The sequence below is a fragment of the Pauljensenia sp. C0254C2 genome (assembly GCF_056583835.1).
The window spans coordinates 1-24,967 of record NZ_JBWPJO010000019.1 but is presented as its reverse complement, the minus strand read 5'-3'; the positions used below and the strand labels follow the sequence as shown (position 1 = coordinate 24,967).

Genomic DNA, 24,967 nt, shown 5'->3' with positions numbered 1-24,967 from the left:
CCCGCACTGACCCCACTGGCCAAGCATTCCCACAGGTCACAAGCCCACCCACCCAACCACACGCACCACCCACAGCCATACAACGAACCCACCACCACGCCAAATCGAACCTCGGGGACGAAAAGAGGAAAGGCGTATCTCTCATCTCGCACTCGAGACAAAGAGCGAGGCACTCATGCCTCCGCGAAAGGCGTTACAAGAGGGGGAGGACACCTACCCCCCACGCACGGTGACACGAGGGCCAGTCTTCAGCCACGACAACACAAGGCACGAGGAGAGCGGGCATTCCCCACGCGCGGGGCTTGAACGACCGGCTCAGGCTCCAAGCTCAACGTGCAGCAGGGACATCCCCGCGCGGGGCTTGAAACTACTGCTACTTGTCGGCGCGGTCGATAACCTCGGACGTACCTGACATGTCGGTGTTCTGAGCGGAATCCTTGCTTGACGTGCTCTCAGCATTGTCAGGAGCAGTGCCGGCAGCCTCGCGCTCCTGGAGCAGCCGTTCGCCCAGAGCCAGAGCATCACGCCGATTCTCATCCTCGTGACGCTTATCCGCATCGTCTTTCAGTGCGTCAACTTGTTCGCGCGCATCGGCCTGACGACGCTTCTCCTCTTTTTCGCGCTTGGCGTCCTCGACGTTCCACGGAGTTTTTTCACCGCGAGCTTCACGTTCGTCAGCCAGATTCTCTCCACGTTTCATTGCCTGATGGAAGTTCATACGAGCCTGCTTCTCCTTACGGTGTTCAGAAATTTCTTCCGGCGACATGCTGGCTAGAGCCGCCAATTCGCCCTCGCTGAATGAGGGGTGGTATGAGGCGTCAATGGCTAGCGGAGCATCGGAAAGCTTGGGGGGATCGGGGGTCGGTTCGACCTCTCCGGTCACAGCGTGGTGTGGCCACTCCAAAGTACGAGGGACACCCAGCGTGACATAGTTCGGCGTCTCATTGAAGTGAATCAGAGAGGACTTATCGGTCGGCGGGATTGCAGGCGGATTCGCAACCCACGCACTGATCTGCAAAATGACACGCATCTGCAGGTTAATCCACAAAATGAGCGTGACCAGCGTCGTCGCAGTGGTCAACACTGCGCCCGACACGGCGCCAACAGCGGACGTTCCCAAGAAGCGCAGCACCCCGGCGGCGAGGGCAGCCAATGCGGCACCCCACATGAGGTCGCGTCGAGGTGGATGAACGAGCGCCACGATTCGAATCAGAACAATGAACACGCCGAAATCAACCGCAAAACCGACCAGCAGGCTCGTAATGTTCAATGCAATTTTACCGAAACCGGCGTCGATTCCCAGAGTCGAGAAAATCCAATCGCCGAACACTCGCAGAGCTACGGAGGAAACGGCGCTCACCAGCACTCCCACGCCCAGGCAGAGAGCGCCGAGCAGGTTACGCGGCATCGACTTGTAGATGGGAACCGGGGCACTCACCAGCCCAAACATCGAACGAATCGCCATGCCCAGCGACCCCACAACCGACAGAGCGGACCACACCAAGCCGACGAAGGCAACGATCGACGTGATTGACATTGCGGTGGAGACCTGCAGACTGTCGGGGTTGACCAGCCCGCCGTTCGTGCCGTCATCGATGACGCCCGGCATCGCATTGTTGACACCGTTGATGACAGCCTCTTTGAGCTCCGCGTTATTTCCCAGCACCGCCATGAAGATGGTCCAGCCAACGACCAGTGCTGCGGACAGCGACAGGAGCGTTGTCAGCGCCATACCGCCTGACAACAAGCCACCGGAACGCTTACTGTATCGCGCCAATGCTCGTGCCAGGCGCGTCCGGTTCCACCACTGAATCAGTGCCTTGATCTTGTCGACCAGACCCGGAGTAGCGAGGGTCTCGCGCAATCCCGGGCCGCGCAGATGCGAGGCGCGCTTGGTTTCGTCGGAATATGTGCCGGCCAGTTCGGCTGAATGATAACCGGGAGCATTCGGAGATGGCTCATCACGATAGGTCAGATCCGATTCGCGCACGGTGCCCGTGAACGTTCCGGGTACTGAGCGCGGGCTCGGCGGCGCAACGGTGGATCCCACGTTGGTAGCCGACAAATCGTGTTGAGTATCGTTCGTGCTTGCCGTCATATTCATAATCTACGGTGTTGACGCGGCGCGCGCTCGCTATGCATAGGCAGAATTTGCTCAACAGGGGACGGCCGTCTCCCCTCGTCGATCACGAAAATTGACGAGGGAGGCTGCCGCATCCGCGTTCCTACTTCGTTTCGAAATCGAAAAGGGCGAGCGAGGAATACATGCCAGTGGGGTCCACGCGGTCCAGGCGAAATCCTGGAACCATCCAAGAGGCCTCGAAATCTGCGGCGACGTCGAGAGCCAGGTCAATGGCTGGGTCATCAACATCCTGAGCTAGTGTGACGTGAGGGTGGTAGGGGAATCGAAGGGTGTAGTCAAGTGGGCCGGTGCGCACATCGTCTGCAAGGCTGCGGCACTCATCCATGCCTTGCGTCACAGTCAGGAACGCCACCTGGGACAGAGGGCGGAACGTGTCAGTACCTTTAATGGTGATGCGGAACGGCTGGCGGCGTTGCGCGACGGAGCGGAGGTGGCGAATGATTCGGGTGCGATCTTCCACCGGCACGGCAATCGGTGGCATGACGGTGATGTGGGCGGGGACACGAGAGCCGTTGACGTCACCCAGCCCGAGACGCAACTCTGTCAGTTCGCTGACCCAAGGCTCCGGAATGGCGATGACTGCTCCCATCCATTCCTGGCCGTCAAGGCGCGGAGGCAGGAACATGGATCACCGCCATTTCTGCAATGAGGTAGCTGCGTGGCGAAGCGACCAGGGTGCCGCTGCGCGACTGACCTTTTAAGAGTACATGGGATGGCGCGGCTGTGAGATGAAGGTGGTGCGGCTGTGAGGTGAAGGTCGCAACGCAGGTAGATGCCATGACCTAGGTCACGAGCCGTCCCCGTGGTGGTGACAAACCTCTATGGCAACGTAAACTTATGACGTGGCCTGCCTGTGGGGACACGGACGGGGCACCGAGAAATGAACGTCTCTCAAGAACTTCGTTGACAACGTGGAAGGACACACAGCGATGAGTGCTCAGGTGCGCAAAACTGCCACCAAACTTGCCGATGGGCGAGACCTCTTTTATTTCGACGATTCCCCCGAATATGTATCAGGACAGCGCACTCGTCGCCTCGATGACCCGCGGCCCTTGCCGGATCGTTTCGCACCGATTGAAGGGGAGGACGGGACCGTTCATCCCGTGACCGGACCTCAGATGCGCAAAGACCCGCTGACCGGGGACTGGATCCCGATGGCGACCCACCGCATGAACCGTACATTCCTTCCGCCAGCAGACGCGAACCCGCTGGCGCCGGCACGACCGGGCGCCGAATACTCCGACGGGGAGATACCCGACACAGACTACGACGTCGTCGTCTTCGAAAACCGCTTCCCCTCCCTCATGGCAACCCCAGAACAGGCGCAGGAAATCGCAGCAGCTGACGGTGTGATCCCCGTGAACGGTCTCGACGGTGATGACCTGTACCGCAGGGCGCCAGCCGCGGGACGATGCGAAGTCATTTGCTTCACCCCGAACCTTGAAGACTCACTGGCCACCGTCTCCCATGAGCGCATGCGCACCGTGATCGAAGCGTGGGCGGACCGTACCCGCGAACTGTCAGCAATGCCCGGCATCAAACAGGTTTTCTGCTTTGAAAACCACGGCAAGGAAATTGGCGTCACACTCTCGCACCCACACGGCCAGATCTACGCCTACCCCTATCTGACGCCCCGCACCCGCCAAATGCTGACTCAGGCTCAGGCCCACCGCGAAGCGACTGGTCGCAACCTGTTCGACGATATCGTGGACACCGAGCTGCGCAGTGCACGCCGTATCCTCGATCAAAGCGAACACTGGGTGCTGTTCACCCCCGGAGCCGCGCGCTGGCCCGTCGAAGCTCACCTCGTCCCACGTCGCCACGTACGCGACATTGCGCATCTGACCGAGGAAGAACGTGAAGAACTGGCTGACCTCTACCTGCATTTGCTACAGGCAGGTAATCGCTTCTTCGTCAACCCGGACGGTTCGGCCATCGAGCTGCCGTACATCGCGGCCTGGCATCAGGCGCCAATCGGACCTGAAGGCGACGAACTGCGCCTGCACCTGGAGTTCTTCTCATTCCTGCGCGCGCCGGGCAAACTGAAGTACCTGGCTGGTTCGGAATCAGGTATGGGTGCGTGGATTTCCGACACGTCTCCCGAAAAGATCGCTGACCGTTTCAAGGAGGTGTGGTGATATGACCACCCCACACACACCCGAGCAGGCTGACTCCATGCACGAGGGCGGCTCAGCCAAGACAGAGGACCTCACGTTCAACGACCCCTTGACATTTGACGAGGGGGCCCTCGCCGCGCGCACCCTGTTCCGCGAAACATTCAACGCAGATGCGGATGGCGTGTGGCACGCACCTGGCCGTGTCAACATCATCGGTGAGCACGTGGATTACAACGGTGGCATCTGTCTGCCGATCGCGCTGCCACACCGTGCATTTATCGCTGCCACACCGCGATCTGACCGCCACGTACGCCTCGTGTCTCCGCAGACGCGCGACCATATCGACGAGTTCGACCTCGACACCGTTGACCGGCGCGGGACTGACGGCGAAGTATCCGGCTGGGCTGCGTACCTTGTGGGCGTGGCATGGGCCCTGGAGCAGGCCGGCTTTGGGCCGCTGCGCGGCTTCGATGCGGCGCTGCATTCCTGTGTGCCTCTGGGTGCAGGACTGTCGTCTTCTGCCGCTTTGGAATGCGCGATGGCCGTGGCGATCAACGACATGGAAGACCTCAACCTGCTCGGTGGTGACGATGATGATGCGGGCCGCGCACTCCTGGTGGATGCCGCACGGCGCGCTGAAAACGACATTGCGGGCGCCAATACAGGCGGGCTGGATCAGTCTGCATCGATGCGCTGCACGAAGGGACACGCACTGGAGCTTGACTGCCGCGATATGTCCGTGCGGTCGATCCCATTTGACCTGGCTCACGACCACCTGGCACTCCTGGTGATCGACACGCGCGCCGTGCATTCGCATGTAACCGGCGAATACGCCCAGCGCCGACAGGCCTGCGAAGAGGCCGCAGGCATCCTTGGTGTCGATCTGCTGGCCGACATCGACGATGAACAAGCGGCATTGGATCAGCTGCCTGGCGAGGTGATGCGCGCTCGCGTGCGTCACGTTCTGACGGAGATTGATCGCACACGCACGTTCATTGACGAGCTGGCTTCCGGCTCGCTCGTCGGTGAGCGGCTGGATCGCTGCGCCGCGCTCTTGGACGCGTCCCATGACTCGCTGCGTGATGACTATGAGGTGACCTGTCCGGAACTGGATGTGGCCGTCGATGCGGCGCGAGCCAGTGGAGCACATGGCGCACGCATGACAGGTGGCGGTTTCGGCGGCTCGGCGATCGCCCTCGTCGATGAGTCTGCTGCGCGAGACGTGGCCCGGGCTGTCGCTGATGCCTTTGCTGAGCACGGCTTCGAAGCGCCGCAGTTCCTGATCGCTACGCCTGAAGAACCTGCAGGAAAAGTCGCTGAGTAACGTGGCGCGTCACAGGGGTCGTCAGTACCTCGATCAGTGGCTGAAATACCGCGGCGGCCCTTGTGGTGGCGAATCGTCGACAGATGTGACATTCGACCAGCCGTGGCAGCTGAAAACTCCCACAATGGCACAATCAGATCTATGAGTGATGAAACCCCATGGCTGATTGTGGGGCTGGGAAATCCCGGCGCCCAGTATTCGCGCACCCGTCACAATGTCGGTCACATGGTGATCGATGCTCTGGCGGGACGATGCAGTGCGACCCTGACCGCACACAAGAGCGGGACGCACATGGCGAGTATCCGCCTGGGCATCAGACCAGGGGGCGCGCCAGGACCGCAAGTTCTCGTGGCCACATCCGATTCATACATGAATACGTCGGGTCGCTCGATCAGTGCGTTGGCTCGCTTCGCACACATAGCGCCCGACCGTATCCTCGTCATTCACGATGACCTCGACCTGCCCGAACACGACCTGCGTCTGAAATTTGACGGGGGAGAAGGCGGCCACAATGGCCTGAAATCGCTCAGTCAGTGTCTGGGGACGCGGGCTTACCACCGGTTGCGTGTCGGAATCGGCAGGCCTCCGGGCAGGCAGGACCCTGCAGACTACGTTTTGGCACAGCTTTCAGCGCGCGACCGCACTGAGTGGGACGTGACAGTGGAAAAGGCCGCTGACGTGATTGAAGACGTGGCACTAAACGGTTTCCCGGAGGCCCAACAGCGCCTGCATTCGCATAGCTCGCCGCAGTAAAATCCTTTGTGTTTGCGCCATCGCAGTGATTCCGCCCGCCCACTGAGCGCCCTCGCCACATGTACCCATCCCAGTGAAACATGAGGAAGATGTCATGAAATTGAACGGCTTGATGGACCTGATCGGAGCCGACCAGGCAGTTCAACAATTCGCCACTTCACTGTCACGGTCCCTGAGCGGCACCATCGTCGCCCCGCAAGGCATTCGACCCGGCATGTACGCCCTCGCATCGCGCGAAAGGCTCATTGACGAGGCGGACCCGTCCACCGTTGGACCTCTGATCATCATCACGGCATCGGGGCGAGAAGCCGAAAGGCTGACTGACGCATTGTCTGCATGGGTGCCGAATGTGGGCATGTTCCCCTCGTGGGAAACCCTGCCGCATGAGCGACTGTCACCCCAGGTGGACACGATGGCCCAACGTATCGCCATCTTGCGCCGGCTGACACACCCGGATCCAACCGACCCGGCGACCGCGCCACTGTCCATTGTTGTCATGCCGGTCCGCGCATTCCTCCAACCTGTCATCCACGGGCTGGCCGACCTGGAGCCGGTGCGCGTCAAAGTAGGGGACATGGTGGATCTGCCCAGCATGGTTGACCGTCTGACACAACTGGGATACGAACGCGTGGATATGGTGGAGGCACGCGGACAGGTCAGCGTCCGAGGCGGCATCCTCGACGTTTTCCCACCTCAGGAAGCACACCCTTTACGCGTCGAACTGTGGGGCGATGAGGTTGACGAGATTCGCTGGTTCTCCATGGCTGACCAGCGCACCCTCGGCGCAGCTACCGACGGCCTGTGGGCGGTGGCGTGTCGAGAACTCTTGCTAACCGACGAGGTCCGTGAAAAGGCACGCCATGCTGCTGACACCCTGCCGGGCGCGGCGCAGATTCTGGAACTGGCCAGTGAAGGGATCTACAGCGCAGGCCTGGAGTCTCTGGCCCCTGCTTTGGTGGAGCGCATGGACACCGTCCTTGACATCGCTCCCGAGAGCAGCGTGCTCATCATGGATGAGCCGGAGCGGGTGCGTGCCCGCGCAGCCGACCTTGTGTCAACCACCGAGGAATTCCTCCAGGCAGCATGGACCGCAGCGGCCGATGGTGGCACTGTTCCACTGGAAGCGCGCGACGCTTCGTTCCGTGACGTGGACGAAGTGTGGCAGGCTTCCGGACTTGCGCGGTGGGAGGTCTCCTCACTGGCGCCGGCAGAACTGGCCGATGCGCTGATCGCTGTCGAGGATGACCGAGGTGTGGATACGGACGACGAGCCGGGTGCTTTGCAGACCCACGAGGCGCACGCCGTGGTGGTCTCACCGACACTGATGGCAGTCGGTGCTCGAGAAGTACGCCCATATCGCGGTGACTTTGATCGAGCGTGCGCCGATTTGGCTGAGCTGTCACACGCCGGGTGGAACATGGTGGTGACCACTCAAGGCCCTGGGCCCGGGCGACGAATCGCCTCGATACTGAACGATGCGCACGTGCCGGCGCGAGTGGTAGAGGAGTTGACGCGCGCGCCTGAAGAAAGTGTCGTGCACGTGACGACCGCGCAAGCCGGCGCCGGGTTTGTAATGGCCGATCAGCACCTGGCAGTCCTTACTGAACAGGACCTGACTGGTCGCGTGGGAGCGACCACTCGCGATATGAGGAAGATGCCGTCGCGGCGCAGGAAGGGCGTCGATCCGCTGACACTGCACGCCGGCGACCTGGTTGTTCACGAACAGCACGGGATCGGACGCTTCCTCGAACTGGTCTCACGCACTGTGGGCAGGGGAGCGTCCGCCGTCACGCGCGACTACCTTGTCATTGAGTACGCTCCCTCGCGCAGGGGACAACCTGGGGACCGTCTGTTCGTGCCGACGAACTCGCTGGATCAGGTCTCCAAATACACGGGATCGGATCAGCCGACACTGACCCGGATGGGTGGGGCTGACTGGGCGAAGACCAAAGCCAAAGCTCGTAAAGCCGTCAAGGAAATCGCCGCTGAGCTGATCCGCCTGTACGCCGCGCGCCAGGCAACAAAAGGGCACGCGTTCAGCGCTGACACCCCCTGGCAGCGCGAACTTGAAGATGCGTTCCCATATGTGGAAACCCCTGATCAGCTCGTGACAATCGATGAAGTCAAAGCTGATATGGAAAAGCCCATGCCGATGGACCGGCTCCTGACAGGAGACGTGGGATACGGCAAAACCGAGATCGCTGTGCGCGCGGCGTTCAAAGCCATCCAGGACGGCAAGCAGGTTGCTGTGCTGGTTCCCACCACCTTGCTGGTCCAGCAGCACTATGACACCTTCAGCGCTCGCTATGCCGGTTTCCCCGTCACAATTGGGACACTGTCACGTTTTTCCACGCCGAAAGAAGCTGAAGAGGTCAAGGAGGCACTTGCGTCCGGTGGTATTGACCTGGTGATCGGCACACACGCCCTGCTGACGGGCATGGTCCGCTTCAAGGATCTGGGTCTAGTCGTCATTGACGAGGAGCAGCGTTTCGGTGTCGAGCATAAGGAGACACTCAAAGCGCTGCGCACTGATGTGGACGTGCTGTCCATGTCGGCAACACCTATCCCTCGAACACTGGAAATGGCGATTTCCGGTATCCGTGAAATGTCGATCCTGCAGACACCGCCAGAAGAGCGTCAGCCGGTTCTGACATTTGTGGGCGCATACACGGATGCGCAGGTTATCGCTGCAGTCCGGCGCGAGCTGCTGCGTGACGGGCAGGTGTTCTACGTCCATAACCGTGTCGAATCCATCAACACGGTGGCTGCTCACCTCAGCGAACTGGTACCCGAAGCGCGCATCCGTGTCGCTCACGGCAAACTGTCCGAACACGAACTTGAACGCGTCATCGTTGATTTCTGGAACCACGACTTCGACGTGCTGGTGTGCACGACAATCGTGGAAACCGGCCTGGATATTTCCAATGCAAACACCCTGATTGTGGACAGGGCTGACGCGTTCGGTCTGTCACAGCTGCACCAGCTGCGTGGCCGAGTGGGACGAGGGCGCGAACGCGCTTACGCTTACTTCTTTTACCCAGCTGACCGCACTCTTACCGAAACGGCCCATGAACGGTTGCGGACAATCGCCCAGTTCACGGATCTGGGCGCCGGGCTGCACGTTGCGCAAAAAGACCTCGAAATCCGCGGTGCCGGCAACCTGCTGGGTGGCGCGCAATCAGGTCATATCGAGGGCGTGGGGTTCGATCTGTACGTGCGTATGGTGGCTGACGCAGTGGCAACATTTAAAGGGGAGCGCCCCGCCGAACAGGTGGACGTGCGAGTGGATCTGGCCGTGGATGCGCATATTCCTGCCGAATATGTGACGAGCGAGCGCCTGCGGCTCGAGGTATACGCCAGGATTGCAGGCGTGAGCACGCCTGAACAGGAAAGCGATGTGCGCGATGAGCTGGCCGACCGATACGGCCCAATTCCTCCTCAGGTGGATTTGCTGTTCGACATTGCGCGACTGCGTGAGCGCCTGCGCCAGGTCGGTGTCGAAGAGGTCGCCACTCAGGGACGGTACATCAAGTTCGCACCCGTCGAACTTGCTGATTCACAGATGATGCGCCTGAAGCGGCTGCACCCTGGCGCAGTCATTAAGACTGCGGTGCGTCAGATCCTGGTTCCCATCCCAATGACCGCCCACATCGGTGGGCAGCCCTTGGCAGACAGCGCCCTCATCGAGTGGACGCTGAATGTCGTTGACACGATCATCGTGCCTTTCGCCGCCTCATCAGAAGGCGGCGCCCCCGGCGTTAAAGACCGGTGATCACTCCCCGCGAACATAGAAGCCCGACACCTTGAAACGCCGAGTGGTCGCGTGCATGCGACCACTCGGCGCAAGTACCTGGGTGAGTCGTCCTCGTTCATGAGCGAGGGGAGCGGGACTTCTCACCCCTTGGTGCGGCACATCGGTCAACGTGACGTAGAATAGACACGCACAAGACCTAAGGAGGATCTCGGTGGCACAAAAACGGGGAATAGCTGGCTTCGTTGCAACTCTTGCCGGGCTGGCACTCGTCATTACGGGATGTTCAGCTCACCCAGGCGCGGCGGCGCGAATCGGAGACCACAACATCAGCGAAGAAACCGTCACGGAAGTTGCCACTGCACTTCCCGATGTTGTGGCACAGCGAGTCAGTCGCGTGGATGCGCTCAGGCTCCTGACGTCCAGCTATTTCCAGAATCGCATGGGACACGACAAAGACGTGACGTTTACTGACGACCAGGTTCTTGACCTCATGAAGCAAGTAGCTGCATCTCGTGGTCTTGAAGCCCCGGAAAATGTACCCGCCAGCGTCCTCGACGTCTTCAGAGGAGAGATGGTCCTGCAGCAGCTGCAGGTCGACGGCAATGATCTCCAGACGATCCAGCAGGAACTGGAACAGTACTACACGAAGGAAAAAATCGACATTAACCCGCGGTACTACACCGCCCAGGCGAACACAAAGCAGGCCAGCACGCTTGCCGACATCGTGACACCCGCAGATGTCAAGGCGCCGAAGAGCGACGGGGATGCATCGACTGACACAGACAGCCAAAGCGGCCATACCCACTAAAATTTAAAACGTGAGACATACCTCGATGCACGCTGCGCGGCTCACGCCGAATGAGGGACCAATGTCGCTCAAGTGCAGGTCAACACGTACACGTGAAGGTCACGAGCACGTTTTTCGAGCATCAGGGGTGTGTTTTACAACCGTTGCGTACTACTGTGAGACGCGACAGCTCCACGCACACAATCACGAAGGAGAATGACGTGGCAAGGATTGAGACAATCGGGGCACGCGAAATCCTCGACTCTCGAGGCAACCCGACCGTAGAGGTCGAGGTTCTGTTGGAGGACGGCACCGTTTCCCGCGCATCCGTTCCCTCCGGTGCATCAACCGGTGCCTTCGAGGCGGTCGAACGTCGCGATGGCGACAAGGATCGTTACATGGGCAAGGGCGTACAGGACGCTGTCGATGCAGTGACCGAGGTGATCGGCGCTGAGCTGATCGATGAGGACGCAACCGACCAGCGCGTCATCGACGAGGCCATGCTGGACCTCGACGGAACCGACAACAAGGGCAAGCTGGGCGCAAACGCCATCCTGGGTGTGTCGCTCGCAGTGGCCAAGGCTGCCGCAGAGTCTGCCGGACTGCCCCTGTACCGTTACCTGGGCGGCCCGAACGCACACGTTCTGCCTGTCCCGATGATGAACATCCTCAACGGCGGCTCTCACGCAGACACCAACGTGGATATTCAGGAATTCATGATTGCCCCAATCGGCGCTCCGACCTTCCGTGAAGCACTGCGCTGGGGTGCAGAGGTCTACCACACCCTCAAGGGCGTCATCAAGAGCCGTGGCCTGTCCACCGGCCTGGGTGACGAGGGCGGCTTCGCCCCCAACCTTGAGTCCAACTCGGCAGCACTCGACCTGATCGTGGAAGCCATCGAAAAGGCCGGTTACAAGCCGGGCGCAGACGTGGCACTAGCACTGGATGTTGCCTCCACCGAGTTCTTCGCTGATGGCATGTACCAGTTCGAGGGTGAAGGCCGCTCCACTGACTACATGGTGTCCTACTACGAGAAGCTCATCTCTGACTACCCGCTGGTCTCCATCGAAGACCCGTTGTCAGAAGACGAATGGGACGCATGGAAGTCACTGACCGCTCAGATCGGTGACCGTGTTCAGCTGGTGGGCGACGACCTGTTCGTCACCAACCCCGATCGCCTGCGCAAGGGCATCGAGATGAACGTGGCTAACGCACTGCTGGTCAAGGTCAACCAGATCGGCTCCCTGACCGAGACGCTGGATGCCGTTGAGGAAGCACACCGCAACGGATACCGCACGATGACCTCGCACCGCTCCGGCGAGACCGAGGATACGACGATCGCTGATCTTGCTGTTGCCACCAACTCCGGTCAGATCAAGACCGGTGCTCCGGCACGTTCAGAGCGTGTCGCCAAGTACAACCAGCTGCTGCGCATTGAAGAAGAGCTTGCTGAAGCAGCCGTGTACGCAGGCGCATCGTCGTTCCCACGCTTCAAGGCCTGAGAACACTGAAGCCCTGACGGCTTATTTTTTTAATGTGCGCCGAGTGGTCGCTTGCATGCGACCACTCGGCGCACAGCTGTTTCACGGGAATATGACCAGAACGACTGTGACATGCCGCAAGCGGATCGCCCGGCTCGAAGTGTTTTAAGGCACGATGAGAACATGGCTGATTCGTCGCATCATGATCCGAGGCGCCCTCACGCGCCTCGTCGACGCACTTCTGGTGCGTCACGCCCCTCGTCGACGCCAGCCAGCCAGCAGCGTCGCTCTCGCCCAATCCGGCGATCCCATGGAGATCAAACGGATTCACATAGCGACAGCCAGATATCTACTCGGCCCTCTCTCGGCGCAGTAAACGACAGGGCAGATGAATCGCGTGAGTCGGGCGCCGAAGCGAGTCAGGATTCGCCGAAGGGCCGCTTCCATTCGGATCGCCTGCGCCGCATCGGCCTGGCGGGACCCCGCCTGAAAACAGGAGGCTCGGACTCTTCACGCTCAGCATCTGTCGCATCACGTTTTCGCCGGAACCGTCAACCGGACGCGGCGACGAAGACGAAGGAACGTAGTGGCGGACGGGGCGCAAAGACAGCACGCAGTGACGCTTCGTCGCGCAACATCTCTTTCGGCGGACTGACAATTTCGGTCCGATTCCTCGCAATCAGCATCATGGCTGCGCTGCTTGCTGTCCTACTCATTCCCTCCGCGTACCAATGGTTCAGGCAGAGCCAGGACCTGAAAGATATGCAGGTGCGTGTCGAACAGGCCAGGGAACGCAACGCCGAGCTTCACGAACAGCTCGACTTATGGAAGGACCCGACGTACGTGGCATCGCAGGCCCGCTCACGCCTCGGATATGTCCAGCCGGGAGAAACCCAGTACACGGTCAAGGACCCAGGGCCAGGATACGAGGATGCCTCCTCGCAGGAAAACGACAAACGAGGCCCGGATAAGCCGTGGATTCAGGTTCTTGCCCAATCGGTCATCGATGCGGACAACCCTGAAGAAGCAACCCACGACGCCAAAGACCAGACTCCACTGAACTTCAGTCAATCAGGAGACGAGAAATGAACATCCACGGCAGCGACACTGACGCAAGGCAGTTGCCGGAGCTGTCGCCGGCCACCGAAAAGGACCTGGAAGTGGTGCGCGAACAGCTCGGACGCTTGCCGCGTGGAGTGGATTCTATCGGCGCCAGATGTGTGTGCGGACGGCCCACCGTTGTCGTGACTCGCCCGCGCCTGGATGACGGTACGCCTTTCCCGACGACTTTCTACCTTACGTGCCCACCGATCGTGCGTGGATGCTCCACGCTGGAAGCAGAGCATGTGATGGAAGACCTCAATGAGTGGATCAGGATTGACGAGGACGCTGCCAGGCACTACCGCGATGCTCACAACTCCTATATCGCTTTTCGTCGGACGCTGGGTGAAGTGCCGGAGATCGACGGCGTATCTGCCGGTGGCATGCCAACTCGCGTGAAATGTCTGCACGCGCTTGTCGCGCACTCCCTCGTCGCAGGCCCCGGAGGCAACCCGGCGGGCGACAAAGCACTCGAAATCCTTGCCGAGCGCAATCTGTGGCAGTCTGACCGCTGCATGTGCTAGACGAGTCGCGACAATACGATGGCCTGCAGCGAGGCATCCACGCCGCCTTCAAACGTGACACAATGAGCGCCGTGACTATGACTGAACCAGAACAGCTGCGCCACCCTCGGCGTGTGGCAGCCATCGACTGCGGAACCAACTCAATCAGGCTCCTGATCGCAGACGTTGAGCGAGACGATACGGGATCTGTGCGGATGTGGGACATCACGCGCCTGATGCGGATCGTTCGTCTGGGCTACAACGTTGATAAGACAGGGCGTCTCGACCCCGACGCAATTGAACGCACGCTGGAAGCGGTGCGAGAATACGCGGAGCTTATTAAGCGTCACAATGTGGATTCCGTGCGTTTTGTGGCGACTTCGGCTAGCCGAGATGCGCAGAACCGCGATGTTTTTGTCGACGGGGTGCGTGAACTGCTCAACGTGGAGCCTGAAGTGGTGCCCGGCGAGGAAGAGGCCGCTTTGTCCTTTGCTGGAGCGATGAGCGCGTTGGATTCTCAGGCGAGGCGTCCGGCACTGGTGGTGGACATTGGTGGTGGCTCCACTGAGCTGGTCATCGGCACAACAGGCGTCGAACAGGCGATCTCGCTCAACATGGGGTCTGTGCGAGTGACGGAACGTTTCTTCGCGCACTGTGACTCTGAGCAGGGGATTGATCCGCAGGCCGAAGCCGAGGCCACCCGGTGGATCGACGAGCAGCTGGATCGTGCTGCCTCGGTCATTGATTTTGGCGCAGTGGGAACATTGGTGGGCGTCGCCGGCACGGTGACGACTATTGCCGCGCAGGCGCTGGGCTTGGATCGCTACATGCCTGAACGCATCCACGGTGCCGTGTTCACGATGGACGAGGGGGAACGCGCCATCCGCTTCATGATCGATCAGCCTGTCAAGGTCAAGGCTGCTCTGGGGTTCATGCCGAAAGGACGCGAAGACGTGATCGCCGCCGGCGCACTGATCTGGTCCCGCATTTGTGCGCGAGTAGTCGCGTGTACGCGACCACTCGGCACAATCGATCGCTGGGTGACGTCCGAGCACGACATTTTGGACGGGATCGCCTTGTCTCAGGTGAAGGAGTAGACGCTCAGCAGGTGTTCAGTGCGCCGGCGGCGTAAACCGCGCAGTGCTGACCAAGTCTGGGTCTGTGCCGCGATCGCTCAGCGTCGGATCGCCGTGCTCGGACGTTCAGTGCTGATTTGACGCGTGCGCTCCACGGGCGCGCACGCTTGTACGCTGGTGCAGGGCAATAGCCCCCAACAACGCGGCAGCAAATGTACCGAGAATCACGCCGAAGCGAGCATGGAACACTTCGGTTTCGCCCGGGAACGCAAGCCCGGCTACCAGCATCGCGACCGTGAATCCGATGCCGGCCAGCATGCCGATCGCGGCAATGTCGGGCAGGTCCACTCCGTTGCCCAAGCGCAGGCGGGTGTAGCGCGTCAGAATAGCGACCGACCCCCAGATGCCGATCAGCTTGCCCAGCGGCAGTGCGACTGCGACGGAAATAGTGATTGGGTCGGTTAGCGCTGCGCTCAGGCCCCCCTCGCCACCCATGACGGGTACGCCAGCGGCGAAGAATGCGAAAACGGGAAGAGCCAGGCCCGCTGACCACGGACTGAGCTTCTCATCAAACTCGTGAGTGAGCTGGCGGTTCCTGATGCGTTTGGCAGGCACAACCATGCCCAGGCAGACACCTGCGATCGTCGCGTGAACGCCGGAGTTCAGCATGAGTGCCCACGCCACCACAGCCAAAGGTATGAGCAGCCACCACTTGGCGATCTGGCGCTGCACCAGGAAACCAAAGACCACGATCGTCAGCAGTGCTCCGCCCAGCGCCAGCCAGTTCAGGCCAGATGAATAGAACACTGCAATGACGATGATGGCCAGCAGATCGTCGACAACTGCCAAAGTCAGCAGGAAGGTTCTCGCGGCAGGTGGGAGGCCTCGTCCAAAGATCCCCAGGAGTGCCACCGCGAAGGCAATATCAGTTGCAGTTGGCACGGCCCACCCGTGGAAGTGATCGGAACCAGTGATGGTTTGGATCAGCACATAGATGGTGGCAGGTCCGACCATGCCGAAAGCGGCCGCCAACATGGGTAGTGCCGCTTCCCGGATGTCACGCAGCGGTCCGGTCACAAAATCTGACTTCAACTCCAGGCCGACAACGAAGAAGAAGATGGTGAGCAGTCCGTCGGCCGCCCATTCGTGCACTGACAGATGCAGCCCGAGCGATTCAGGGCCAAATTCATAGTGCGAAATAGCGCTGTAGATCGGTTCCCAGGGGGAATTTGCCAGGAAGAGAGCGATGAGTGCAACGACAATGAGCAGCAAACCGGTTCGCGTCTCGTCAGCGAGGAGTCGCGGAATGGCTTGGAAAGCATTGCGAATACGGTGCCCCACACTCGCGTTCGACGAGGATGCATAAACTCGTTTGCGCGGCAGAGCTGACACCAAAATCGGCGGGCGCTGCTGAAGTCGCGCACCGGGGAAGTTGTGACGCGAACGATGCACAATCCCATCACTGCGATACGGGATTCGAGGCGTGTTGCGCTTTTCGCGTGTGGCTCCACCGGTGGAGGTAGTTTCTTCAGACGAGCCGAGAGTCATTCGTATCGAACCTTCCTTCGCGACGAGGAACCGCTGTGATGGAGATGTGGCTACCTTCGATCATAAGGCACAGGCAATGTGTGGGTAATGCGTTGTCGAGGCGTGGGCGCGGCTCGTGTGGGATGACGGCCGGAAGTGCGTGTAAACTAGGCACGCTGCCGTCACGAGCCATGAGCCAGGCTTGTGAGGTTGGCATGCCCCCATGGCCCAATTGGCAGAGGCAATCGACTTAAAATCGATGTGTTGTCAGTTCGAATCTGACTGGGGGTACGGAGTCGGGCACGCAAGCGGCAGAAATGATGCTCGCCGGGTCTTTGCCGGACGCGGCAGGTTCATTGACGAGGGAGTCCCATGCGAATTCTGACTCGGAAACTCTTCTGTGGAGAGCTGGCCTTGGATTGGTGAAGGGCGAGAGGCGCGCCGAAAGGGATCGCCAGATCTCGCTGTCGGCTCAATAAGAAAGACCCCGATGGGCTAGCGGTCGGGCCGCAAACGTGAAAACCTTAAGACAGGTAGTAGTGGGTCAGTCTGTTTCCGGCAACGCCTGTTCCCGGGGCGCGCTGGCCAGAAGGAGGCACAATGTCCAACCCCGTGTTGAAGAAGCTGGTGAAAGACGAGACGCGCTCGGCGCAGACCACTCCAGCTGGCTATCCAGGAATGCCAGGGTATGCCCCCGGCAACAGCGGATATACCAATTACCAGTCGCAGCAGTACGCTGATCCTTACGCCCATCAGGCTGGCGCTGGCGCTTCGGCCGGCACTGCAACGCAGCAGGGGTACCCTCGTTACCCTCAGCAGGCGGACCAGTTTGAGGAATTTGAGCAGCGTTACAACCAGCCGTCTGCTGATGCGGTGGATCGTGGCCGACTGACAATCGACGATGTCATCGTCAAGACCGGAATCCTTTTTGGGATTCTGCTTGTCGCAGCTGCCGGAGCATGGGCTGTCACGCGTGCCAACCCGTCGATGGGGCTTGGTTTGATGTTTGGCGGCCTGGCCGTCGGATTCGTGCTGGCTTTGATTATTTCGTTCTCACGTTCACCGAAGCCGGGACTGACGATGGTGTACGCAGCTGCTGAAGGCCTCGCGCTGGGCGGCGTGTCATCAGTCATGGAAATCGTGTATCCCGGGATCGTCCTTCAGGCGGTTGTGGGTACTCTGAGCGTTTTTGGCGTCACACTGGCTCTGTATGCGTCTGGCAAAGTTCGCTACTCATCGAAGATGGCCAGGTTTGCCATGATTTCTCTGTTCGGCATCATCACCTTCTCGATCGTGTCGTTCCTGCTCAACATCACCGGCGTGCTCGACTCGTCACTGCGCTCCATCACGGTTATGGGAATCCCGCTGGGGGTCTTCATCGGTGTCTTCTGCGTCTTCATCGGCGCGATTTGCCTGATTGGTGATTTCGAGGTGGCCAAGGTGGCCGTCGAGCAGGGGGCTCCTTCAAAGTTTGCCTGGACATGCGCATTCGGGCTGATGGTGACTCTCGTGTGGATGTATCTGGAGATTCTGCGCCTCCTGTCATACTTCCGCGAGTAGACTCGCTTTCATCATTACACGTCACAGTAAGGACAACGCACTATGGAAAACGTTCACGTCGAAGGCGAGTTTGGACGCAAGCCGACTGTCGCATTCACAGATGCACAGCCCTCCGATGAGCTGCTGATTGAAGTGCTGCGCGCGGGTGATGGCCAGGAAGTGGAGCCGGGCGACACGATTCAGTGCCATTACCTGGGCCAGGTGTGGAACGGACAGGTTTTTGACAACTCCTATGACCGAGGCCAGGCACTGAGCTTCCAGATCGGTGTGGGAATGGTGATCCGCGGATGGGATGATGGCCTGGTCGGGCAGCGTGTTGGCTCACGCGTCTTGCTGTCAATTCCGGCAGAATACGGGTACGGCGACCACGGGGTACCGCAGGCAGGTATCCAAGGTGGAGACACCCTGGTCTTCGTGACTGACATTCTGGGAGTGCACTAGCACCACCTTGAGGCATCATCGATACGTCTCAATTCACTGGGTCCTTGCGGACACATCCGCAAGGACCCTTTTGATTTAAAAGACTGAGACCTCGGCTGAGATCAGAGCGACCCGAGCAGCAGCGCCAGCTTCAGGAACGGGACTTCAGAACGGGGCACGCATAGCCCGTGCGTGAATGGCACTGATAACCATCGGGGTTCTTAAACAGGTAGCCCTGGTGGGAATCCTCTGCGAACCAGAACTGCCCGCCATCGGCCGCCGTCGCAATATGGGTGGTAATGGCTCCGAAGCCATGCTCACTGATTGTGTCGTGGTAGGCCTCGCGCGTGCGCACGGCAAGGTCGTACTGCTCATCAGTGGTCGTCCAGATCGCCGAATGGTACTGATGGCCAATATCGCCGCCCTGACGGTCCCCCTGCGTGGGATCGTGAATTTCAAAAAACGTGGCAATGATCTGGCCGGTGGAAATCTTCGACGTGTCATACACGACGCGCACAGTCTCGAGATGCCCGGTTCCGCCGGCACACACCTGCTTGTAAGTTGGATGATCAGCATGCCCGCCCATGAAGCCGACGGCAGTGGCCACAACCCCCGGTGTTTCCCAGAAAATCTTTTCGACTCCCCAGTAGCAGCCAGCAGCGAAATAGATCAGCTCCTGGCCCTCTCCAGGTTCCATATCCAGCGGAGTTCCCAGGACAACGTGACGGTTCGGATCATCATGCACATTGATGGCGTTGTGGAACTCAAACATTGTGGCTCGCTTTCTCTTGGTGCCGATATTGTCTCATTGCCGTACGCAAATGCCCACCCGCTTCCCCTTAATTGCGCTGAGAGCATGAATGTCGCGTAGACTATCGTGCGACATTTAACCTGCGCTTCACGCTGTCCTCGCACACATCTCGCGATGAGAACCGTCTCTAACTGGCACGTGCCGCCTCGGATCAGGGGCACCGTGCATATTTGACGAGGTGGGCCACGCTCGCCCCGCGACGCGAACTGCGCCAGCCAGATGCAGGTTGACTGTTGACGCTCCACTGAAAGTGAGGATCACCATGGCGCAAAGCCACGACACGCGGTATACCGAACGGCTGAATAACTGGATGGGCAAATGGCCACGACGCCGCTCCCATTCATCGTCTCGCGACCACGACGAAGTCGTGAGCTTCCATGAGCCTGATGTCTCGCCTCGGTCTCGTGACGCAAGCGAGGGCGTGACATGGTCTGTGCGTGTGGCTGCAGCATGGTCGTGGCGCCTCCTGATCATTATCGCTGCCGTTGCCGTCGTGGCGTGGGGAGCGGTCCAACTGTCCCTGATTGTCTTTCCGGTTGCGATTGCCGTCCTTCTGACAGTCCTGCTGGAGCCGCTGGTGCGCTTCCTGCACGTCAAGGTTCGCCTTCCGCAGACAGCCGCAGCTGCCACCGGATTGGTCGTCGCCCTCCTCGTCGTCGTGACAATCATCGCTGGAGCCGCCGGACAACTCATCCGGCAGGTCCCATCCCTTGTCTCCAAAGCCTCCCAAGGCCTCGATAAAGCGGTCGAATGGGTATCTAACGGCCCGTTCGGACTTGAGACGGCCACCATTGAACAGGGCATCGAGACAATCCGCACAGAAGTCACCCAGTTCTTGAGCGCACACTCCTCGGCCCTCGCAACAGGCGCACTGAGCCTGACGAGCTCTCTTGCGTCAGTTCTAACCGGATCCCTCATTATGTTGTTCTGCCTGTTCTTCTTCATGCGCGAAGGCAGGCGGATCTGGCTGTGGGTGGTGCGCCTGTTCCCGGCGCCAGCGCGCCGCCCGGTCCACGAATCAGCGATCCGCGGATGGGTCACCCTGTCGGCATACGTGCGCACGCAGATCAAAGTTGCCGCAATTGATGCAATCGGTATCGGTATCGGTGCGTGGGCACTGGGCGTGCCGATGGCGATCCCCATCACCGTGCTTGTCTTTTTCGGCTCGTTCATCCCGATCGTTGGCGCCCTGGTGTCTGGAACCATTGCCGTCCTCGTTGCCCTGGTGGATCAGGGTGTGGCGCGCGCACTGTTCATGCTGCTGATCATCCTCGCCGTCCAGCAGATCGAAGGTAATATTCTGCAGCCCTGGCTCATGTCCTCTGCAGTATCCCTGCACCCAGTCGCCGTCCTGCTGGTTGTGGCAGGTGCCGGCGCGGTCGCCGGCATTCCCGGCGCTCTTTTCGGCGTGCCGATCGCAGCATTCCTGAACTCAACGTTCCTTTACCTGCACGGATATGACCCCATACCCGCCCTTCGCGATCAGGAGGACAGACCTGGAGGCCCGCCAGGAATGTTGGATGAGATGGTCGCGCAGTCCTATGCCTCTGATGATGACGAAGACGGTGACGGCATCAAGGACAACAAGAACGAAGCCGTCAAGTCAGATTCAGACGAGGATACTTCCCATAGCGGCAGCCACGCTGACGCTCACGATTCTCACGCTGACGATGATCGAGCGCAGGGTGACAGCAACGAAATTGCTGCGGCCCGGGGTGGATCATCCAGCGACGAGGGCGACCCAGCAGGCTCATCCTCCTCAACGCGGTGAGCTGACGCCTCGAGCAAGCGTTGATGCGCTCGGCGATCACGCTGAGCCGGCATCGACGCGGTGAACCAAAACTCTAATTAAACGTTCACTCGCAGGCTGGCAGGTGCATGCGCGTGGGCCCTTCATATAGCAAACTCCCCGAAAGAGACGGTTGAACACAGTCAGCCGCTCTTTCGGGGAGCACCCGTCTGGAGAGTAATTATCCTTCTTGTCCGTAAGGCACACACTCGAGAATTTCAACCTCGATGGTCTTACCGTTGGGCGCCTCATAGGTCAGCTTGTCGCCAGGCTTATGTCCCATCACCGCTGCACCCAGCGGTGCGCGAGCGGAGAACACCTGGATACCCAGATCGCCGCCGGCATCGCGTGAGCCGAGCAGGAACTTCTGCTCACGGCCAGCCACCGTTGCAGTGACGACCATTCCAGGCTCCACCACGCCATCGTTGGCGGGAGTTTCTCCCACCTCCGCATGCTCGAGCATCTCCTGAAGTGCGAGGATACGCGTTTCGTTCATGGACTGCTCATTTCGGGCAGCATGGTAGCCGCCGTTCTCCCTCAAATCGCCTTCCTGGCGAGCCGCATCGATCAGTTTGGCGATCTCCGGGCGACGCTGCTCGATTCTCTCAGTCAGCTCTGCCTTGAGGGCATCATATTGGGCTCGTGTCAGCCACTGAGTGTCCGCCATGGTTCCTTCCTTTCAATGAAAAAGTCCGGCACCGTGGTGTGGTGCCGGAGCGACAAAACGATGAACTGGGGTCAGTGTAACAATAAGAGCGACTAAAGCCATATCCAAAGCGGCGAAAGTCTCGTTTTCATCTCCGGACGAAACGGCGCATGGGCCACCCTCGTCAATGATGACAAAACAATCAACGCCGCTGGTGGCACACGCTTAAGCAGTCAGGACCGCGATGTACACGGCGACGCATTGACACGCCCACGCCAGGATCGTGAACGAGTGGAAGATCTCATGGAAACCAAACCACTTGGGCGAGGGATTCGGCCATTTCGTCGCATAGACGAGGGCACCCAGTGTATACAGCAAACCACCTGCAATGACGAGCCACACGACGGCGGGGCCACCACCAGACCACAGAGCGGGCAGATACCATATGGCGGTCCAGCCCAACACAACGTACAGCAGCGTTGCCAGCCAGCGGGGCGCTGCCGGCCACAACAGGTTAATGAGAATGCCTGCGATGGCACCTGTCCACACGATCGAGAGCAGAACAACCTGATCATGCGGGGACAGGAGGGCGACAGCCAGCGGTGTGTAGGTGCCGGCGATCAGCAGGAAAATGTTTGAATGGTCGAGTCTGCGCCATAGCGTCTCCCATTTGGGAGCCCAGTAGAAACGGTGGTAAAGCGCCGAGATGCCGAACAGGATGAGCGATGCGGCAAGGTAGACAGCCGAGGCCCATGTAGTCGCTGTGGTAGGTGCCAGGCACACGAGAACGATCGAGGCGGCCAGTGACAGGGGAGTGGCGACCAGATGGAGCCATCCGCGAAAGTGCGGCTTGACGCTAATGAGCTGTTCTGGAACCCACTGGGTGGGGTGAATAGATGCAATCTTCATGTCTGACATCTCTCCTTACCGAACTCGCATTCTCGCAGGGACAGTGACGCGTTGGTGGGGGCCGCGGGGCGCCGCGGTGGCGCTGTGATGGGGCCGTGATGACCACCCCGCCCTCTTCCCTACGATACCGTAAGTTAGGTAGTGGGACCGCCACAATCTCCATAGGCGAAATCCACGGGGCAATCCTTCGCCCTCTGAGTTCGAGGCGTGAGGTATACAGTTGGTGCAAGAACATATGGGAGGTCCCGATGGCGCAATGGAATTTGCTCTACGACCTGTATGAACGGCGAGTACGCTCTGAAATCGCTCATGGGTCGATTCCCCGTCACGTCGGGGTCATCTTGGATGGAAACCGCCGCTGGGCGCGCTCCATTGGAACCACAGCGTCTCACGGTCACCGCGCCGGTGCCGGGAAAATTGCAGAATTTTTGGAGTGGGCCGAAGAGGTCGGAGTTGAGATCGTCACGCTATGGATGCTCTCTACCGACAATCTGGAGCGCGATCAGCATGAGATCGACGAGCTTTTTGACATTATTGGGCAGGCCGTGCGCGCCTTGGCCGCTCAGCGTCGCTGGAAAATCGGTGTTGTCGGTGATTTGTCACTGCTCAGCGAGGATCTTGCCGACGAGTTGCGCAGCGCCCAGGACGCGACGAAAGATATGGATGGCCTGAGCGTCAACATCGCGGTTGGCTACGGCGGGCGTCATGAGATTGCTGATGCGGTGCGCTCTTTGCTGCGAGATGCGGCTGCTCAGGGGCGCACGCTGGAAGAAGTTGCTGATTCGCTCACTGACGAGGACATCACGAATCATCTGTACACCAAGGGGCAGCCTGATCCGGACCTTGTGATTCGCACCTCGGGTGAGCAGCGGCTGTCCGGCTTTATGATCTGGCAGAGTGTTCACACCGAGTTGTACTTCTGTGAGGCGTACTGGCCTGACTTCCGACGCGTCGATTTTCTGCGCGCGCTACGCTCCTATGCGCAACGTGAACGGCGTATGGGGCGTTGATTGCGCGCAGGCGAGCTAGTCGTTCAGCTCCGACTCGCTCAGCTCCGACAGCCACGGTGGGTTGGCGCCGGCACGCGAAACAGTGATATCTGAAATTCGTGAGGCTCGCGTCAAAATCTTCATTGCGGTCGCCTCGTCAAGGGTCCGCAACGCTTCGCGCGCGTCAGCCCCCACGAGGCCAAGACCCCACAGTGCGTCAATAATGCCGCCGGTGAACGAATCACCCGCGCCGACAGTATCAACCACTGGGATATCAGCAGGGGTGGCCGCGCACTGCATGCCACTCACTGAACGAGCCATGGCACCCTTGCTTCCGCGGGTGACGATGACAAGCGACGGGCCAAGTCCGAGCCAATCAGACACGACCTCGTCCAGTGGTGCATCATTCGTCAGCCATGCGATGTCTTCATCTGAGACCTTCACGATGTCGGCTGCACGCACGAAGTCGAGGATCGTGTCGATCGATTCTTCCGGTGAGCCCATAATGTCGGGGCGGATATTCGGGTCGTAGGTGACGATGGCCTGATCGTGTGCGCGGTGCAGCGCGTCAAGAATGGCGGGGCCACCTGGCTGAATAACAGCGGAAATCGACCCGGCATGCACGATTTGGGCATGGGGAGAAACAGGGATAGGCGTGCGCGGAGCCCACTCAATATCGAAGGTGTAGGTCGCGGCACCTCGCTCATTCAGCGTGGCAGTTGCCGTCGTTGTGCGTGTTGCGCCGAAAGATTCCAGTGGAATATAGACGTGGGAGTCGCGGAAGTGTTCAGCCACTGTCCGCCCTCGTTCATCGCGGCCCAGCCACGTTTCCAGCACAATCGGACGACCCAGGCGACCCAGTGTCATCGCCGTGTTTGCGGGAGAGCCGCCGGGTGTCTCCACAACATCATCGGGGCGGTCGGGGCGGTGCAGAATATCCACGAGGGACTCGCCGATGGCGAGGATATGCGGGGCAGACAAGATATCCATTGAAACTTCCTGACTGGTGACGTACACGCTTCTGTGCGGGTGCGCCCGAACTGGTGGGGAAGAGCGCACGAGTGCGTTCTGTGCTTAGCCTATCGAATGTGGGTATGCAGCGGAAATTGGCAACGCCTGCAGACTCCATTGTCGAGGAGAACGGGGCGGAGTGCGGTCATGTGGCGCCAGGGGCGGTGTGCGCTCGAGCGGTGCCAGGGACGGTGTGCGCTCGGGCGGTGCTAGAGGCGACGTGACCGCGAGTGGTCGCCTACCTGAAAGCGCCGTCTGCTTGTTCA

20 protein-coding genes and 1 tRNA gene are annotated in these 24,967 nt (G+C 60.0%); 14 read left to right on the top strand and 7 right to left on the bottom strand.

Annotated features, from left to right (window positions below; genetic code table 11):
* Window positions 1-373 precede the first annotated feature (373 nt).
* Together AC1DA5_RS10130 and AC1DA5_RS10125 are read right to left on the bottom strand one after the other, a co-directional pair.
* Window positions 374-2,098, bottom strand: a complete 1,725-nt coding sequence (locus AC1DA5_RS10130) for a YihY/virulence factor BrkB family protein (protein ID WP_480290142.1) — start codon at window positions 2,096-2,098, stop codon at window positions 374-376.
* 127 nt (window positions 2,099-2,225) lie between these two features.
* Complete coding sequence (locus tag AC1DA5_RS10125; RefSeq protein ID WP_070725743.1) at window positions 2,226-2,768, bottom strand: 2'-5' RNA ligase family protein; 543 nt, start codon at window positions 2,766-2,768, stop codon at window positions 2,226-2,228.
* Window positions 2,769-3,072: 304 nt separating this feature from the next.
* On the opposite strand from AC1DA5_RS10125, the gene galT reads away from it, so the two are divergent.
* From galT to AC1DA5_RS10080, 9 genes are all read left to right on the top strand, one after another.
* On the top strand, window positions 3,073-4,281 hold the full coding sequence (gene galT / locus AC1DA5_RS10120; RefSeq protein WP_058237845.1) for a galactose-1-phosphate uridylyltransferase: 1,209 nt from the start codon (window positions 3,073-3,075) through the stop codon (window positions 4,279-4,281).
* A 1-nt stretch (window position 4,282) separates the two neighbouring features.
* Window positions 4,283-5,584: a galactokinase gene (gene galK / locus AC1DA5_RS10115; RefSeq protein WP_371935792.1), complete on the top strand. Its 1,302-nt coding sequence runs from the start codon at window positions 4,283-4,285 to the stop codon at window positions 5,582-5,584.
* A 141-nt stretch (window positions 5,585-5,725) separates the two neighbouring features.
* Entirely contained in the window at window positions 5,726-6,337 is a 612-nt protein-coding gene (gene pth, locus AC1DA5_RS10110; protein WP_092648745.1) for an aminoacyl-tRNA hydrolase, read from the top strand.
* Window positions 6,338-6,431: 94 nt separating this feature from the next.
* Window positions 6,432-10,109, top strand: coding sequence for a transcription-repair coupling factor (mfd, locus tag AC1DA5_RS10105; protein WP_480290140.1), 3,678 nt, complete (start codon window positions 6,432-6,434; stop codon window positions 10,107-10,109).
* A gap of 193 nt (window positions 10,110-10,302) precedes the next feature.
* Window positions 10,303-10,899: a hypothetical protein gene (locus AC1DA5_RS10100; RefSeq protein WP_058237088.1), complete on the top strand. Its 597-nt coding sequence runs from the start codon at window positions 10,303-10,305 to the stop codon at window positions 10,897-10,899.
* A gap of 200 nt (window positions 10,900-11,099) precedes the next feature.
* Window positions 11,100-12,380 (top strand): phosphopyruvate hydratase, encoded by a 1,281-nt coding sequence (eno, locus tag AC1DA5_RS10095; RefSeq protein ID WP_058237087.1) that lies wholly within the window; start codon window positions 11,100-11,102, stop codon window positions 12,378-12,380.
* Window positions 12,381-12,542: 162 nt separating this feature from the next.
* Window positions 12,543-13,448 carry an FtsB family cell division protein gene (locus AC1DA5_RS10090; RefSeq protein WP_193599967.1) on the top strand — a complete coding sequence of 302 codons (906 nt, stop codon included), beginning with the start codon at window positions 12,543-12,545 and terminating at the stop codon, window positions 13,446-13,448.
* Window positions 13,445-13,984 (top strand): DUF501 domain-containing protein, encoded by a 540-nt coding sequence (locus tag AC1DA5_RS10085; protein WP_070725734.1) that lies wholly within the window; start codon window positions 13,445-13,447, stop codon window positions 13,982-13,984. Before AC1DA5_RS10090 ends, AC1DA5_RS10085 begins: the two co-directional genes overlap by 4 nt.
* A gap of 77 nt (window positions 13,985-14,061) precedes the next feature.
* The gene (locus AC1DA5_RS10080; protein WP_070725754.1) at window positions 14,062-15,060 is read left to right on the top strand and encodes a Ppx/GppA phosphatase family protein; all 999 of its coding nucleotides are present in this window, start codon (window positions 14,062-14,064) and stop codon (window positions 15,058-15,060) included.
* Between the two features lie 105 nt (window positions 15,061-15,165).
* On the opposite strand, the gene nhaA is transcribed toward AC1DA5_RS10080, so the two are convergent.
* On the bottom strand, window positions 15,166-16,587 hold the full coding sequence (gene nhaA / locus AC1DA5_RS10075; protein ID WP_480290138.1) for a Na+/H+ antiporter NhaA: 1,422 nt from the start codon (window positions 16,585-16,587) through the stop codon (window positions 15,166-15,168).
* Between the two features lie 196 nt (window positions 16,588-16,783).
* On the opposite strand from nhaA, the gene AC1DA5_RS10070 reads away from it, so the two are divergent.
* From AC1DA5_RS10070 to AC1DA5_RS10060, 3 genes are all read left to right on the top strand, one after another.
* Window positions 16,784-16,857, top strand: a tRNA-Leu gene (locus AC1DA5_RS10070).
* Between the two features lie 309 nt (window positions 16,858-17,166).
* On the top strand, window positions 17,167-18,126 hold the full coding sequence (locus AC1DA5_RS10065) for a Bax inhibitor-1/YccA family protein (protein ID WP_092648739.1): 960 nt from the start codon (window positions 17,167-17,169) through the stop codon (window positions 18,124-18,126).
* A gap of 42 nt (window positions 18,127-18,168) precedes the next feature.
* Window positions 18,169-18,567 (top strand): FKBP-type peptidyl-prolyl cis-trans isomerase, encoded by a 399-nt coding sequence (locus tag AC1DA5_RS10060; protein WP_058237082.1) that lies wholly within the window; start codon window positions 18,169-18,171, stop codon window positions 18,565-18,567.
* Between the two features lie 130 nt (window positions 18,568-18,697).
* On the opposite strand, the gene msrA is transcribed toward AC1DA5_RS10060, so the two are convergent.
* Window positions 18,698-19,318 carry a peptide-methionine (S)-S-oxide reductase MsrA gene (gene msrA / locus AC1DA5_RS10055; protein ID WP_092648738.1) on the bottom strand — a complete coding sequence of 207 codons (621 nt, stop codon included), beginning with the start codon at window positions 19,316-19,318 and terminating at the stop codon, window positions 18,698-18,700.
* 301 nt (window positions 19,319-19,619) lie between these two features.
* On the opposite strand from msrA, the gene AC1DA5_RS10050 reads away from it, so the two are divergent.
* Window positions 19,620-21,128 carry an AI-2E family transporter gene (locus AC1DA5_RS10050; RefSeq protein ID WP_070725729.1) on the top strand — a complete coding sequence of 503 codons (1,509 nt, stop codon included), beginning with the start codon at window positions 19,620-19,622 and terminating at the stop codon, window positions 21,126-21,128.
* 199 nt (window positions 21,129-21,327) lie between these two features.
* Here AC1DA5_RS10050 and greA read toward each other — a convergent pair whose 3' ends face one another.
* Window positions 21,328-21,813 (bottom strand): transcription elongation factor GreA, encoded by a 486-nt coding sequence (gene greA / locus AC1DA5_RS10045; protein WP_058237079.1) that lies wholly within the window; start codon window positions 21,811-21,813, stop codon window positions 21,328-21,330.
* 204 nt (window positions 21,814-22,017) lie between these two features.
* Window positions 22,018-22,701 carry a PAQR family membrane homeostasis protein TrhA gene (gene trhA / locus AC1DA5_RS10040; protein WP_092649124.1) on the bottom strand — a complete coding sequence of 228 codons (684 nt, stop codon included), beginning with the start codon at window positions 22,699-22,701 and terminating at the stop codon, window positions 22,018-22,020.
* A 248-nt stretch (window positions 22,702-22,949) separates the two neighbouring features.
* Here trhA and AC1DA5_RS10035 point away from each other — a divergent pair, with 248 nt between their 5' ends.
* On the top strand, window positions 22,950-23,711 hold the full coding sequence (locus AC1DA5_RS10035; protein ID WP_058237078.1) for an isoprenyl transferase: 762 nt from the start codon (window positions 22,950-22,952) through the stop codon (window positions 23,709-23,711).
* A 15-nt stretch (window positions 23,712-23,726) separates the two neighbouring features.
* On the opposite strand, the gene AC1DA5_RS10030 is transcribed toward AC1DA5_RS10035, so the two are convergent.
* The gene (locus tag AC1DA5_RS10030) at window positions 23,727-24,680 is read right to left on the bottom strand and encodes a PfkB family carbohydrate kinase (protein WP_092648737.1); all 954 of its coding nucleotides are present in this window, start codon (window positions 24,678-24,680) and stop codon (window positions 23,727-23,729) included.
* Window positions 24,681-24,967 lie beyond the last annotated feature (287 nt).